The organism is Roseovarius sp. B-10 (genome assembly GCF_056859295.1).
This window is the reverse complement of record NZ_JBSXOE010000022.1, coordinates 41,615-56,725: the sequence shown is the minus strand read 5'-3', so window position 1 is coordinate 56,725 and position 15,111 is coordinate 41,615. Positions and strand designations below refer to the sequence as shown.

General features: G+C 62.9%; 15 protein-coding genes. All 15 read left to right on the top strand.

The genetic code is table 11. The features are described 5' to 3' along the window. Positions 1 to 7 precede the first annotated feature (7 nt). The 15 genes from AC13D8_RS04170 (at position 8) to AC13D8_RS04100 (ending at position 15,110) form a co-directional block, all read left to right on the top strand. Positions 8 to 154 (top strand): EamA family transporter, encoded by a 147-nt coding sequence (locus AC13D8_RS04170; protein WP_482967312.1) that lies wholly within the window; start codon positions 8 to 10, stop codon positions 152 to 154. Positions 155 to 395: 241 nt separating this feature from the next. Continuing rightward, positions 396 to 1,022 carry an RNA polymerase sigma factor gene (locus tag AC13D8_RS04165; protein WP_482967761.1) on the top strand — a complete coding sequence of 209 codons (627 nt, stop codon included), beginning with the start codon at positions 396 to 398 and terminating at the stop codon, positions 1,020 to 1,022. 92 nt (positions 1,023 to 1,114) lie between these two features. Then, a complete protein-coding gene (locus AC13D8_RS04160; RefSeq protein ID WP_482967760.1) occupies positions 1,115 to 1,447 on the top strand; it encodes a hypothetical protein in 333 nt (110 codons plus the stop codon). Further along, positions 1,444 to 3,210, top strand: a complete 1,767-nt coding sequence (locus AC13D8_RS04155; protein ID WP_482967759.1) for a DUF3141 domain-containing protein — start codon at positions 1,444 to 1,446, stop codon at positions 3,208 to 3,210. Before AC13D8_RS04160 ends, AC13D8_RS04155 begins: the two co-directional genes overlap by 4 nt. A 252-nt stretch (positions 3,211 to 3,462) precedes the next feature. Then, positions 3,463 to 4,305: an enoyl-ACP reductase FabI gene (gene fabI / locus AC13D8_RS04150; protein ID WP_482967758.1), complete on the top strand. Its 843-nt coding sequence runs from the start codon at positions 3,463 to 3,465 to the stop codon at positions 4,303 to 4,305. Beyond that, positions 4,302 to 4,904 (top strand): ubiquinol-cytochrome c reductase iron-sulfur subunit, encoded by a 603-nt coding sequence (gene petA, locus AC13D8_RS04145; protein WP_482967757.1) that lies wholly within the window; start codon positions 4,302 to 4,304, stop codon positions 4,902 to 4,904. Before fabI ends, petA begins: the two co-directional genes overlap by 4 nt. A 39-nt stretch (positions 4,905 to 4,943) precedes the next feature. Beyond that, complete coding sequence (locus tag AC13D8_RS04140) at positions 4,944 to 5,639, top strand: CBS domain-containing protein (RefSeq protein ID WP_482967756.1); 696 nt, start codon at positions 4,944 to 4,946, stop codon at positions 5,637 to 5,639. A gap of 59 nt (positions 5,640 to 5,698) precedes the next feature. Then, on the top strand, positions 5,699 to 6,859 hold the full coding sequence (locus AC13D8_RS04135) for an NAD(P)/FAD-dependent oxidoreductase (RefSeq protein WP_482967755.1): 1,161 nt from the start codon (positions 5,699 to 5,701) through the stop codon (positions 6,857 to 6,859). A gap of 220 nt (positions 6,860 to 7,079) precedes the next feature. Next, positions 7,080 to 8,078, top strand: a complete 999-nt coding sequence (locus tag AC13D8_RS04130; protein WP_482967754.1) for a phospholipase D-like domain-containing protein — start codon at positions 7,080 to 7,082, stop codon at positions 8,076 to 8,078. Positions 8,079 to 8,291: 213 nt separating this feature from the next. Further along, complete coding sequence (locus AC13D8_RS04125) at positions 8,292 to 8,459, top strand: hypothetical protein (RefSeq protein ID WP_482967753.1); 168 nt, start codon at positions 8,292 to 8,294, stop codon at positions 8,457 to 8,459. A gap of 115 nt (positions 8,460 to 8,574) precedes the next feature. Then, complete coding sequence (locus tag AC13D8_RS04120) at positions 8,575 to 8,940, top strand: DUF5676 family membrane protein (RefSeq protein WP_482967752.1); 366 nt, start codon at positions 8,575 to 8,577, stop codon at positions 8,938 to 8,940. Continuing rightward, positions 8,937 to 10,319: an MBL fold metallo-hydrolase gene (locus tag AC13D8_RS04115; RefSeq protein WP_482967751.1), complete on the top strand. Its 1,383-nt coding sequence runs from the start codon at positions 8,937 to 8,939 to the stop codon at positions 10,317 to 10,319. Before AC13D8_RS04120 ends, AC13D8_RS04115 begins: the two co-directional genes overlap by 4 nt. Then, entirely contained in the window at positions 10,316 to 11,824 is a 1,509-nt protein-coding gene (locus AC13D8_RS04110; protein ID WP_482967750.1) for a thymidine phosphorylase family protein, read from the top strand. The genes AC13D8_RS04115 and AC13D8_RS04110 overlap by 4 nt, the downstream gene beginning before the upstream one ends. Beyond that, complete coding sequence (locus tag AC13D8_RS04105) at positions 11,821 to 12,768, top strand: ribose-phosphate diphosphokinase (protein ID WP_482967749.1); 948 nt, start codon at positions 11,821 to 11,823, stop codon at positions 12,766 to 12,768. The genes AC13D8_RS04110 and AC13D8_RS04105 overlap by 4 nt, the downstream gene beginning before the upstream one ends. 56 nt (positions 12,769 to 12,824) lie before the next feature. Further along, positions 12,825 to 15,110, top strand: coding sequence for a copper-transporting P-type ATPase (locus tag AC13D8_RS04100; protein ID WP_482967762.1), 2,286 nt, complete (start codon positions 12,825 to 12,827; stop codon positions 15,108 to 15,110). Position 15,111 lies beyond the last annotated feature (1 nt).

Below are 15,111 nucleotides of genomic sequence, written 5' to 3'. Positions count from 1 at the left end.
GGCGATCGTGTTCAGCTTTCTGGTCCCGATCTTCGGTCTTACAATCGGCGCGCTGTTCTTCGGGGAACGTCTGTCCGGCATTCAGTTTTCCGGTATTGCGCTGGTCGTTCTGGGGATCGTGTTCGTCAATCTCAAGGGCAGACCACAAGGGTAGTCGTACCGCGCCGAAGGGAAACTTGAAGCCAGAAGGATGCAGTGCGACATCCTGGCCATCCCGTCATCGCCGGAATCCACCTTGTCGCAGACGGACAGGAAACCCATGTCTTTCAGAGCGGCGGGACGGGCTACAACGCACTTGATCCATGTCAACGCCGGCCCGCATTGAAACTGCAAGATGCAACAGTCACACCATTGTTGCTTGAGAGCGTAAGATGCGCGGAAAGGGCAGGGACATCATGGCATCGCAAGACAGTCGCAAGCGGGAGGTGTCCGACACTTCGCCGGAACGCGCGCTGTTGGACGGGCGCGGCGCGTTCATGGGGTTCCTAGTCAAACGGCTCGGCAATCGTGCGGATGCAGAGGATGTGTTGCAGGAGTTCTGCATCCGGGTGCTGACGCGCAAGGATCAACTCCGCGACGTGGAACGGATGGATGCGTGGCTCTACACGATCCTGCGCTCCACCCTGAACGACCACTACCGCAAGGGAACCCGGCGCAGCCGTCTGGCGGCAGCGGCGGCGCGCGAACCCGAAGAATGGATCGCAGATGCGCCCTCCCAGATGGCGCGGCTATGCACCTGCCATAACGGGCTGATTTCCGAACTGCGCCCGGCGGAGTCCGAGCTGATCCGGCGCATAGATTTCGGCGAAGAGGATCGCGAAAACGTGGCGGCCGATCTCGGACTGACGCGCAACGCCCTCGGTGTCCGGCTTCACAGGGCGCGCAGCGCTTTGCGCGAGGCGCTAACGGCGCATTGCGGCTCATGCTGCCGGGAGGACCGCGACGATTGTTCCTGTCTGCCCAAAGGCTGCGAGAACGTCGAACACGAAACCGATTGCGAAGACGTGGGACAGGAACACTGAACGCCCTGTCGGCGGTTCTGTAACGATCTCCATCTTCCGGCGTCTTCTTCTGTGACCAAGCCCGAAGGCTCAACCACAGGAGTCGTCCAACCATGCCACGCAAGACGATGGATCGGAAATCAGGGGGAACCCGTCACCCATCATCCGACGACGATGAACTTCGCATCTTGTTCTCCCGGATAACCTGTGCCTGTGCCGAGACCGCAGAGCACGCGGACGCCCCGATGGCGCGCGCGTTGTTCAACCGGGTCGAAATGATGAAACAGCCTCCTCCACTCGCGGCGCGCGCATTGGGCATCGAGCCTGGCGATGCGTCCTATCTCCTGACCGGTCTGCGCGAGGATGTCGCGGAGGATCTGGTGCTTGTGATGCTCGCTGGACGGTCATCCACCACAAACCCTCAGTCAAAAGGAAAACGAACATGAACAAGAGCCTGCGCCTTGCGGTGGAGACGCCCGAACACGCCGCCGGACCTGTCTTGGATGCCGCGAAAACGGGCGGCCAGATGCCCTATGCCCAGGACGCCCTTGAACGCTGGATTCTGTTCCTCGATACCTTGCGCGAACGCGCCAACAACATGATCGCGCATGAACGGCAGGGCATGCCGCCGCTGCTGGATTTCGATTACGAGCTTTTGCTGGACGGGCGCAATTTCGACCGGTCGGCCAACTATGCGCTGCTCAGGATCACGCGGGTCGGCGACGATTGCTGGGACGATTGCGTGGACGATTCGAAGCCGCCCGTAATCATCATAGATCCGCGCGCAGGGCACGGGCCTGGCATCGGCGGGTTCAAGCGCGACAGCGAGGTCGGCATGGCGATGCACGAGGGCCATCCGGTCTATTTCGTGATCTTCTACCCCGAGCCCATGCCAGATCAGACGCTGTCGGATGTGCATTATGCCTTGCGCGACTTCGTCTCCGAGGTCGCTCGCCGTCACCCGGACACAGCCCCCGTGCTCTACGGCAATTGCCAGGCCGGTTGGGCAGCCACGCTGCTGGCGGCGGATTGCGACGGTCTGACCGGTCCGATTGTACTGAACGGCTCGCCGCTCAGCTACTGGTCGGGCGAGGCGGCAAGCAGCCCGATGCGGATGATGGGCGCACTGTCGGGCGGGGCATGGGCCGCCCATATGATCTCCGATCTAGGTGATGGCCGCTTCGATGGTGTTTGGCTGGCGCAGAACTTCGAGACGCTGCAGCCAGAGAAGGCGATCTGGGATAAGTACGCCAACCTCTTTTCCCATGCCGACACTGAACGCGAGCGGTTCCTTGAGTTCGAACGCTGGTGGAATGGCTACTATACGCTCAGCCGCGAGGAAATCCTTGGGATCACGCAGAACCTGTTCATCGGCAACAAGCTGGAGCAGGGCGAGATGCAGCTGGACGCGCATTGCACCATCGACCTCAAGCGGATCAGCAATCCGCTCATCATCTTTGCTTCGGAGGGTGACAACATCACGCCGCCCGAACAGGCAATGGGGTGGATCGCCAAGCTTTATCCCGACACCGATGCGCTGAAGGCGGCTGGGCAACGCATCGTCTACATGACGCACCCGCATGTCGGCCACCTTGGCATCTTTGTCTCGGGGTCCATCGCGAAGCTTCAGCATCGGGCGATCCTGGAAAGCCTGGACGAGGTCGAGGCGCTGGCGCCGGGGCTCTACGAGATGGTGATCGACAACCCCACGGGCGACCCGGACTGCAAGAGCGGCGATTTCAAGGTGCGGTTCGAGACGCGCGAGGTCGATGATCTCGGTATCGCCTCCGACGATGCGGCACTGGCGCAGGTTGCCCAGATGTCGCGGATCAACGAAACGGCCTATTCGGCTTTCGTCAGCCCGTGGCTTCGGGCCGCGACCACCCCGGGCAGCGCCGAGGCCCTGCGTGTCCTGCATCCCATGCGGTGGACCAGAACGATGTTTTCCGAACGGGCGAACCCGTGGATGTCGTTGGTCAAATTCACTGCCGACACACTGCGCGAGACGCGCGACCCCTTGCCGGAAAGCCACCCCGCGATTGTCACCGAACGCGCGCTTTCGGCGCGCACCGGCGAGGTTCTGGGCGCATGGCGCAAGGGGCGCGATGCGTGGATCACCCATGTCTTCGGCGCAATGTTCGGAAACCCTTTTGGCACCCTGAAATCCCCACAGGCGGACAATCTGACCGCCTCATCAAACAAGGAGTGAACGATCATGGAATGGCTGGTTGAAAACTGGTTCCTGGTTCTCGTGTTCAGCGGAATGGCTGCAACGCACCTTTTTGGGCACGCTCACGCAAGAATGCCCATGGCCACGCGGAAACCCATCGTAATCCTGAGGGCGAGACCCCGGAGGCATCTTTTGAATCAGGTAAGGGGACAAGAGCCGTCCCACGAGGCGTAGCTCACCCGCAGCGCCCTCGAATTATTCATTACCGCTTCTCACGGAAGGGAATGATACGTGCCTGACTTCGACGACTGCTGCGATCCTGCGGAACTGCTCGATCTGTCCGGCCGCAAGGGTCTGGTCGTCGGCATCGCCAATGATCGCAGCCTTGCCTGGCCCGCCGCCCTGCATTTCCGGCAGGCGGGGGCCGAGTTGGCCATCACCTATGTCGACGAACGCACCAAACCCTTTGTCGCGCCACTTGCCGCACGGCTGGAGGCACCGATCCTGCTGCCCTGCAATGTGAATACCCCGCACGAACTTGACGTTGTATTCGATGCCATTGCGGACCGCTGGGGAAAGCTAGACTTCATCCTTCATGCCGTGGGCAGCGTTCCGCCTGCCGACCTTCATGGTCGCCTGACCGATTGCTCGGCGGAAGGGTTCGCCCAAGCGATGAACGTCTCGGTCCATTCCCTTATCCGGATGGCGCATCTGGCCGAACCCTTGATGAGCGGTGGAGGCAGCCTGATCACGCTGAGTTATCTCGGCGGGGAACGCGTCGTGGAGAGTTACAATGTGATGGGGCCGGTCAAGGCCGCGCTCGAAGCCACGGTGCGCTATCTGGCGCATGAACTCGGGCCAACCAACATCCGCGTCAACGCAGTTTCGGCGGGGCCGGTGCTGACCCGCGCGGCGTCGGGATTGACCTGCTTTACGGGGCTTCTGGATGCGACCGCGCGTGCCGCCCCCCTGCGGCGCAATATCGAGGCCGACGAGGTGGGTCGAGCCGCTTTGCTTTTCGCCAGCGACTATACCAGCGCCATCACCGGCGAGGTGCTGCATGTCGATGCGGGCGTTCACGTCGAAAGCCCGGTCTTTTCAGCCGAGACTAACGCCAAACCGGAGGAGTCATGATGAGCCATACCAGCAACGAGACCAAACAATTGCCCTCGACCGAGCGCCGCGATTTCCTGTATTATGCAACCGCCTCTACCGGCGCGGTTGCCGCAGGGGCGGCGGTCTGGCCCTTGATCGACTCGATGAATCCTTCAGCCGACGTGACCGCCTCCGGTACCGTCAGAGTCGATCTTTCGGGCGTCGAACCGGGCCAACGTATTACCGTGAAGTGGCAGGGGCGCCCGGTATTCGTCTGGCGCAGGTCTCCAGCCGCGATCGAGGCTGCACGTGCCGTCGATCTCGACGACCTTCCCGATCCTGTTGATGAGGCGAGCGAGAATCCGAACGTAAGTAGCGAAGAGCCGGCACTGGATGAAAATCGCGCGGCGGGCGAGGATGATGAATGGCTGGTCGTCATCGGGGTCTGTACGCATCTGGGCTGTATTCCCCTGGGCCAGGATGGGTCGGCGGTGGGTGAGTTCGGCGGTTGGTTCTGCCCGTGCCACGGATCGCATTACGACACGTCCGGCCGAATCCGAAGAGGACCGGCACCACGCAACCTCGACATCCCGCCTTATGCTCTGGGTGACGATCTGCAACTTGTCATCGACACCTGACCGGCGAATCGTCCAGTAGTCCAAGAAGGAGACCATGACATGCAAGCCAAGGATATCATGACAACATCCGTGATCTCGGTCCCGCTGGAGGGACAAATCGAAGACGCGGTGCGCCTGATGCTGGACCACCACATTAGCGCGCTGCCCGTCGTTGACGCACAGGACGGCCTCAAGGGACTTGTCAGTGAGGGTGACTTGATGCGACGCGTGCGCGAGTCCGAGAGCCCGCGCCGGCCATGGTGGCTCGAAGTGCTGGGCGGATCGAGCGGTTCCGCCAGGGATTTCGTGAAACTCAAAAGCCGCCGCGTTGAGGATGTGATGACGCGGGATATCGTTTCGGTCGAGGAAGACACGACTGTCGCCGAGATCGCGCGTCTCTTGGAAAAGCACCGGATCAAGCGTGTGCCGGTGCTGCGATCCGGTCAAGTGGTCGGCATTGTCAGCCGGGCGAACCTGCTCCACGCCTTGTCGGCACTTAAGGACAGGGTGCTGCCGGAGCCTTCGGAAGATGACCGCGTGCTTCGTGCGAAGATTGAAGAGGCCCTGAAAGACGTGCCCGGTGCAGCGGTCAACCTGATCAACTACACGGTGGAAGACGGGAAGGTCGCGGTCTGGGGTGTCGCCGACAGCGATTTCCAGGAGAACGCAATTCGTGTCGCCGTCGAAAACGTGCCCGGTGTCGGGAAGGTGGATGTCAACATGGGCCGGCTGCCGGCTTGGTCCTACGGGATCTGACGCCAACGCGGACCTGATCCCGACCCGTCAATACGTCAAGCCCGCCCAAGAGTAAAAGCATGGATGCAACTGTGCCGATCCGTCCCGAAGCCAAGCAAGGAACGATTGAAATCGTCGGCGCCGGCCCGGCGGGGCTGGTCTGTGCAATCGTTTTGGCAAAGGCCAATCGTCGTGTCGTAGTGCGAGAATGGCACCAAGATGTTGGCCATCGGTTCCACGGCGACTTTCAGGGTCTGGAAAACTGGAGCGACGCGCAGAACGTTCTGGACGAACTGGCCGATGCCGGTGTTGCCGCCGATTTCGATCATCGCAGTGTAACCGAAGGCATCGTCTTCGACAGCCATGCCAAGGCGCACCGGGTGCATGGATCGAAACCCATGTTCTACCTGGTGCGGCGCGGCAATGCAGCGGGAACGCTCGACCGGGCCTTGCTGGATCAGGCGCGTACGGTCGGGGTAGAGGTGCGATTCAATGATCGCGTGAAAAGAACCGCGGGCAATATGATCCTGGCGGGCGGGCCGCGGCGGGCCAATATCATCACCGTGGGCTACGTCTTTGACACGACCATGGCCGATGGCGCGTGGCTGGCGTTCGGGGCGGAGATTGCCCCGAAGGGCTACGCCTATCTGCTCGTGCGTCAGGGGCGCGGCACGGTGGCCAGTTGCATGTTCTCGGGCTTTCGCGATCAGGCAAAATATCTTGCCGCGACGGTGGCATATTTCGAACGTCACGCCGGGTTGCAAATGCAAAGACCGAGAGGCTTCGGGGGTTTCGGGAATGTCCGATTGCCGCGCACCGCGATGCAGGGCGGAAACCCGGTGATCGACGAACACGCGGGTTTTCAGGACGCGCTGGCGGGATTTGGGCTCCGCTACGCGATGCGATCTGGGCGGCTGGCGGCACAAAGCGTGATCAGCGGTATCGATTACACGAAAGCCTGGCGTCAGGCGTTGCAACCCGACCTGCATGGTGGCGTGGTCAATCGATTCTTGCTCAACCAGACGGGGCCTCGCGGGATCGACTACCTGGTCGGAAAGCTGGGATCGACCGACACGGGCGACGCCTTGGGCCACGCCTACCGGCTGTCATTGCCTAAGCGCCTGCTGCTGCCGCTCGCCCGATTTCACTATCGCAACCCTTTGCAGGATCGCAGTTGCAGCCACAACAACTGCGATTATGTCTGGTGCCAGCACGGCGCGCATGAAGTAGCGGACACCTGACGGATGTGTGTCCTTGTGAATTCGCGTTGCAAGCATGGCGCCGGCGTCGTGACGCCGATGTTGCGACTGGACCGGTGGGGCGGTAAGCCGCGATCATGAGCAACTCGCGCGCACCTCGTGAAAACCCCCTGACGATGCCGCAGGCGCGGGCAGCGATCTGTGTGCCAAATCTGGGCGAAGGGTCCAGCTGTTTGCCGAGGGAGATGCTCTCTTCGATGCGATGATCGCGGCGATCGAGGGCGCGACCGAAGCGATATGGATGGAATCCTACATCTTTGTCGCCGACGAAGTCGGGGCGCGTTTTGTCGCCGCGCTCGCAGCCAAGGCGCGAACCGGGCTTGATGTCCGGTTGCATCTCGACGCTTTCGCTGCCGGCCATTGGGATTTCGACAAGTTTCGGCGGGAACTGGAACGAAGCGGCGTGCGGTTTCGCTGGTTTCGTCCCTTTGATCTCCGACACCCGCTGCGATATTTTCAACACAACCACCGCAAGCTTCTCGTCGTGGATGGCCGGGACGCGTTCCTGGGCGGTTTCAACATCCGCCAGTTGAACTCGCGTCGGCTTCACGGTTCGAGCCGCCAGCGCGATACCCATGTGCGCGTCCAGGGGTCGTTGGCGACGCTTGCCGCAAGTCACTTCGACCGGCTCTGGCGGGACGCCCGCCCGCTTCCCGCAAACGCCATCCCCGAAGAGGCCGGCGGGATCGAAGGACTGCTGGTGCCAAGCTACTCGCGCAAGTGTCAGAAGAGGCTTGCCTGTCTGCACGCGGGACTGATCGGAATGGCACAGACCCGCATCTATCTGACGTCGCCATATTTCAGTCCGGGCACCGTGGTCCACCTGGCGCTTCAGGATGCCGTGCATCGCGGCGTGGACGTCCGTCTGCTGGTGCCTCGCAGGAGCGATCCTTTGGTCGCTGGCTGGGCGACGCGGGCGGCATATGCGCAGCTTCTTTCGGCGGGCGTGAGGGTCTACGAGTATCTGCCCCGTCAACTGCATGCCAAGACTTCGGTCGTCGATGCCGGCTGGTCGATCGTCGGGTCGGCAAACTTCGACTACCGAAGCCTGTTCATCAATCAGGAGCTGGTCCTGTTCGCGCCTGACCGCGTCCTGGCAGGGCAGTTACAGGCGCAACATCTGCAAGATTTTCGGATGCCCGCGAAGTCACTCTTCGGACCTGGCATTCCCGCGGCTGGCACGCGCGTGGTTTCGAGTTGATCGGATGGGCCGCGCGACGGCTGCTGTAACCGGCAGAACCGGTCAGCCGACAGCCTGCCGGGTTGCGGTGGCTCTGTCGGCAATATCGACGCCTTCCTACGGTCGACCGATACAGTTGTTCCTTTACCAACGAAGCCCGACAGGTTGCCAATCCTTGTAATGTTTTTCTTCAAGCCGCGTCTTTAGATCGAAGCCAAACAAAAGGAGGTCCGGATGGACGACCGTTCAACTTCTCAGACACAATACACGACCAAGCAGAAACAGGGCGGATGTTGCGGTGGCAAGACCGACGCGCAGCCGAAAGCAAATGTCGAACCGCAGGTCGCGGAACCCGCAAAGGCGAAACCGGTCAAATCCGGCTGCTGCTGCGGCCAGAACTGATGCCACGCTTCGCAGGATGGGCGTCTTGCACCGGCCAGGCACTCATCCTGAAGCGGGGACGTCCGGCGCAGGCGTTCGCGCTCGGGCCTGATCATCGGCAAGAAAGGAACAAGCCATGATGCCGCTCATCTATTTCACCGCAGTCGCGGCGATCGTTTTCCTGGCTCTGCGCCTGACGTGCGGGGCCTGCGTCATGGGCGGGAATGACGGGGCAGGGCATGCGCATCTGCCCATCGTGTCGCTGGGTTGGGCGCTGAGCCTGTTTCTGGCTCTGACATACGTGGTTTGCGTAGTATTCGATCTGATCTTTCCCGGCTACGCGATGTACGAGGTCTGGTCTGGCCTGCTGCCCGGTTTTGTCTGGCTGACCCCAGCGGGCTTCATCATCGGTCTGGTCGAAAGCTTTCTTTACGGATGGTACGCCGCGTTGATCTTCGGGGGGCTGTTCAACGCCATCGCGGGCAGGCGGGCAGGGGCATGATCCCGACCGCACGTCCGAAACTGCGCTTTCTCGGTGCCGCCGTAACGGTGACAGGATCGCGCTACCTGATCGAGGCCATGGGAAGGCGCATCCTCGTCGATTGCGGTCTGTTCCAGGGCTTCAAGCAACTCCGTGCGCGCAATCGCAAGCCGTTCCCGGTTCGGGTCAACACCATCAATACTGTGTTGTTGACACATGCCCATCTGGACCATTCGGGATATCTGCCAGCACTGATCCGGGCGGGCTTTCGCGGGCGGGTCCTTTGCACCGAGGCAACAGCAGATCTTTGCGGACTTATCCTCCCCGACAGCGGGCATATTCAGGAAGAGGAGGCGCGCTATGCCGCCAGAAAGGGATATTCGAAGCACAAGAACCCAAAACCACTCTACACGCTCAAGGATGCAAAGGCTGCGCTGGATCGCTTTGATTCCCACCCCTTCGATCAGAGGATCGAGCTGGGCGACGGCATCGCGGCTAGTTTCATTCCGGCTGGGCATCTTCTTGGGGCGGCGCAGATCCGGCTAGAGATCGGCGGCAGGGTTGTTCATTTCAGCGGCGATCTGGGTCATGATCCCGATCCGCTGATGCGACCGCCAATATCATTCGGTGGGTCCGATGTGCTGGTCTGCGAATCCACCTACGGCAACCGGTCCCATCCCGACACCGACCCCGAGGCCGAACTGGCTCCGATCCTGAAACGCACCTTTGCCCGCGGCGGCACGGTACTGATCCCGTCCTTCGCGGTTGGACGGGCTCAGGGCCTGATGCTGCATATCGCGCGATTGATGGAGCGAGGCGACATCCCTCATGTTCCGGTGTTTCTCAACAGCCCGATGGCTGTGGATGCGACCGAGATTTATCACCGCCACCACGACGAACATCACGTCAGCCGCGAAGACTGCGTCTCGATGTTCGAGATCGCCAAGCGCGTGAACACGGTCGAACAATCGAAGGCGTTGAACACGCGCCGGGGCCCGATGATCATCGTCTCCGCCAGCGGAATGTTGACCGGCGGGCGTATCCTGCACCATCTGGCCAGCTTCGGCGGTGATCGGCGCAACACGATCCTGCTGTCGGGCTTCCAGGCCGGCGGAACGCGCGGCGCGTCGCTGGCCGGGGGGACGCGGAGTTTGCGCATGTTCGGGCGCGAGTTCCCGATCGAGGCCGAGGTGGTTCCGCTCCAGTCCTTTTCCGGGCACGCCGATGCCGACGAAATCCTGCGCTGGATGTCCGCCGGTCCCGCCCCGGCGATGACGTACCTGACCCATGGAGAGCCGGTCGCGGCGGACACCCTGCGATTTCGCGTCGAACATGAGCTTGGGCGACCCGTGCGCGTCCCGGAACACCTCGAGTCCGTTTATCTGGACCGGCCGCGATGACCGAAACCCTCACTCTTGTCCCTTCCGGCATCGACACCTACCGGCAACCGGTCGTCTACATGCATGAAGATTGCCATGTCTGCCGCTCCGAAGGGTTCGCCGCGCAGACCCGCGTACGGATCGACCTGAAGGACCGTTGGATCGTTGCCACCTTGAATGTGGTCGGCCACGGGGCATGGCTTGCCGTGGACCAGGCGGCATTGTCCGCTTCCGCCTGGGCGGCGCTTGGCGCGCAGGCCGGGGAAAAGGCCGTGTTCTCCCACCCTGAACCGCCCGCTTCGGCGTCCAGTATCCGGGCGAAGGCCTACGGCGAGAGGCTGGATCAGGCCGGGTTCGCGGCGATCATTGGCGACACGCTCGACGATCGGCTTTCGGATCTCGACCTTGCCGCCTTCATCACGGCCTGTGCGGGCGACAGGCTGGACGAGGCGGAGACCGTGGCGCTGACCCGAGCCATGCAGGATGCCGGGCAGACGCTCGACTGGGGAGACCGGGCCGTCCTCGACAAACATTGCGTCGGCGGATTGCCCGGCAACCGGACGACGCCGATCGTTGTCGCCATCGTCGCGGCGGCGGGGCATCTGATCCCCAAGACATCCAGCAGGGCGATCACCTCGCCGGCGGGGACGGCCGATACGATGGAGGTCATGGCTCCAGTTGCTCTTGACGGTGATGCGCTGCGCCGAGTGGTCGAAGCAGAAGGCGGCTGCCTCGTCTGGGGCGGCGGGCTCGCGCTCAGCCCCGCCGACGATCATTTCATCCGCATCGAACGCCCGCTCGATTTCGACTCCACCGGTCAACTTGTGGCGAGCGTGCTGTCTAAAAAGGCCGCGGCCGGTGCCACGCATGTCCTGATCGACATGCCGGTCGGACTCACGGCCAAGGTGCGGTCGGCCGGGGCCGCCGAAGCCCTCGGTGCCCGGCTGTCATCAGTAAGCGAGGCGTTGGGTCTGAAACTGGCGCTGCACATCAGCGACGGCGTGGCCCCTGTGGGACGCGGCATCGGTCCGGCGCTGGAAGCCATGGACGTGCTTGCGGTTCTGCGGCGCACACCGGAGGCTCCCGGCGACCTCGGCGCGCGAGCGCTGGATCTGGCCGGGCATCTTCTGGGCCTCGCGCCGGACGCCGTGGCGGGGCAGGGACGGGACCGTGCGCAGGCGCTTCTCGACAGTGGTGCGGCGGAAGCGAAGTTCATGGCAATTTGCGCGGCACAGGGCGGTTTCCGGGAGCCCGGGAGCGCGGCACAGCGCATCGACATACGCGCCCCGTACACGGGCGAATTGACTGCCGTGGACAACCGCCGGATCGCACGCATTGCAAAGCTGGCCGGTGCGCCGCGTCAGCAACGCGCCGGCATTCGATTGCTGGTGCGGATCGGTGATCGGGTGGAGAAGGGTCAGCCGCTCTATGAACTCCATGCCGAAACACCGGGTGAGCTGGCCTATGCCCTGGCCTATGCCGAGTCCCAAACCGGAGTGCTCACGCTATCCGAGGAAGTGACATGATCCTTGCTTCGTTTCCCGAGATGCGGCCGCTGGCCAAGGCCCTTGCCCCCACGCTAGAGGCGGAATTGCGCCCGCTTGACTGGCACCGTTTCCCCGATGGCGAGAGCCTGATTTCCCTCTCGGGCGATTTGGAGGGGGCAGACGTTGCGCTGCTGGCGACATTGCGCGATCCCGACCGCCTTGCCCTGCCATTGCGCTTCGCCGCGGCGACGGCCCGCGAGATGGGCGCGCGCCGCGTCGGATTGATCGCCCCCTATCTCGGCTACATGCGGCAGGACCGCCGTTTCGAAGCCGGGCAGGCGGTCAGCGCGCCACTGTTCGCACAATTCCTGGGGGAGAGTTTCGACTGGCTGGTGACCGTCGATCCGCATCTGCACCGTATCGCGCGGCTGGTGGATGTCTTCCCGATGCCTGCCATTCGCGCCGCGTCCGCCCCACTGATTGCGGACTGGATCGGGACGAACCTGCCAGACGCCGTTCTCCTTGGTCCCGATAGCGAGAGCCAGCAATGGGTGGCCGAAGTGGCCCGACTGGCCGGACGGTCCCATGAAGTGCTGCGCAAGGTGAGGTCCGGCGACCGCCGGGTCGACATCAGCGTGCCCGAAAGCGCAGCGTTGCGGATTGGAACACCGGTGATCCTCGACGACATCGCATCTTCCGGCGTCACGATGGCACGTGCCGTCGAAAGGTTGCTTGCGGCTGGAACCACCGCGCCTGTCTGCCTGGCTATCCACGCGGTCTTTGCGCACGGCGCCCAGGACGCCATTCTGTCGGCCGGTGCGGCAAGGATCATCACCACCGACACCATACCCCATCCAACGAATGCGATCGGAATTGCCAGTCTATTGGCCGAAGAGATCCTTTCGGTCGTGACAGGCCTTGACCTTCCAGTTACTGGAACAATTAGGTTGAACCCGAATCCCGCTGAGAGGACATCCGAATGAACGACCAAGCAAGCTGTACCGCACATGAAACCGAAACCAACTTCTACGTCTGCCCGATGCACCCAGAGGTGCGGCAGAACGGTCCGGGCGATTGCCCGAAATGCGGGATGCATCTCGTGCCCGAAGAGGAAGTTGCCGCGCCCGATCACCAGGCGCATGACCACCACGCAAGCGCTGCCCCGGCGGACGGCAGATACGATACCGTCCCCGACGGCTATGATGGGGCAGTCTACACTTGTCCGATGCATCCGACCGTGCGCCAGACCGAGCCGGGATCCTGCCCGATCTGCGGCATGGGGCTGGAACTCGAGTCGGCGGCGATGGCGGAGGACGGTCCGAATCCAGAGCTTGTCGATTTTACCCGACGTTTCTGGGGCGGCACGGTCCTGACCATCCCGCTTCTGATCCTCACCATGGGTCCCTATCTCGGCTTTCCGGGAGTGCGCGAGATCTTCGGCGAGCGGGCAACCCTCTGGATAGAGCTGGTTCTCGGAACCCCGGTGGTCCTTTGGTGCGGCTGGCCGTTCCTGGTTCGGGGCTGGAATTCGTTCCGGACAATGAACCTCAACATGTTCTCCCTGATCGGCATGGGCGTGATGGCGGCCTGGCTCTTCAGTGTCGTCGCCGTTCTGGCGCCAGGTATATTCCCCGACGGATTTCGCGACGCCGAAGGGCATGTCGGCGTCTATTTCGAGGCGGCGGCGGTGATCGTCACGCTGGTGCTGCTCGGCCAAGTGATGGAGCTACGTGCTCGCGAGGGGACCGGCAAGGCGATCCGCGCACTTCTGGACATGGCAGCCAAGACCGCGCGGGTCATTCGGGACGACGGGTCTGAGGAGGAAATCCCACTGGAGAACGTGCAGGTCGGCGACCGGCTGCGCGTGCGGCCCGGCGACAAGGTGCCGGTAGATGGCGTGGTTCTGGAAGGCCGCTCCTCGGTCGACGAAAGCATGATCTCCGGTGAACCCGTGCCGGTCGAGAAGACCGAGGGCGACCCGCTGACCGGAGCCACGATCAACGGCACCGGCAGCCTGGTGATGGAGGCGACGCGGGTCGGGGCCGACACGATGCTGGCGCAGATCGTCGAGATGGTCTCCAACGCGCAACGGTCGCGCGCACCGATTCAGAAGTATGCCGACAAGGTGGCGGGATATTTCGTTCCGGCCGTGATCGGTGTTGCAATTCTGTCCTTCATCGCGTGGGGGCTCTGGGGCCCGGCGCCTGCGCTGTCCTATGCACTCGTCTCCGCCGTCGCGGTTCTGATCATCGCCTGTCCTTGTGCCCTTGGGCTTGCAACACCGATGTCGATCATGACGGCGACGGGGCGGGGGGCCCAAGCCGGGGTACTTATCAAGAACGCCGAGGCGCTGGAGCGGTTCGAGAAGGTCGATACCCTGATTGTCGATAAGACTGGGACGCTGACCGAAGGCAAACCGCGGCTTGTCGCCGTCCTGCCAGAGCGCGGTCACGATGAGGCGGAGGTCCTGCGTCTCGCCGCATCGCTTGAGCGCGGATCGGAGCACCCTCTTGCCGAAGCGATCGTCAGGGGTGCCGAGGAGCGGAGTGTGAAGATGGCTAATGCCGACGACTTCGAGGCGGTCACCGGCAAGGGCGTCAAGGGGGTCGTCGACGGCAAAGCGGTCGCGCTCGGCAATCTGGCGATGATCGGCGAATTGGGGCTCGAGGCGGGCGACCTGACCGCCAAGGCCAATGCCCGCCGCGACGAGGGTGAGACGGTGATGTTCGTGGTGCTGGATGGCGACATTGCGGGTCTTGTCGCTGTCGCCGACCCAGTGAAGGAGACCACACCCGCCGCCATCGAGGATCTGCATGAACTGGGGTTCCACGTCATCATGGCGACGGGCGACAACGAACGCACCGCCAAAGCCATTGGCGCGCGTCTCGGCATTGACGAGATCCGGGCCGATGTGCTGCCCGAGGACAAGGCGCGGATCATCCAGGAGTTGCAGCAGGAGGGCCGCAAGGTAGCCATGGCGGGAGATGGCGTCAACGACGCCCCTGCACTAGCGCAGGCCGATGTTGGTATCGCCATGGGAACGGGCGCTGATGTGGCCATCGAAAGTGCCGGCATCACGCTGGTCAAGGGCAACCTAGACGGAATCGTGCGCGCGCGGCGGCTGGCGCGGGCCACCATGCGCAACATCCGCCAGAACCTGTTCTTCGCGCTGATCTACAACGCCTCCGGCGTGCCGGTCGCGGCGGGAGTTCTGTTCCCCTTCTTCGGCATCCTCATCAGCCCGATGTTTGCTGCCTTCGCCATGAGCGCCTCATCGATCTCGGTGGTGCTCAATTCACTGCGCCTTCGCGGTGCAAAGATATAGG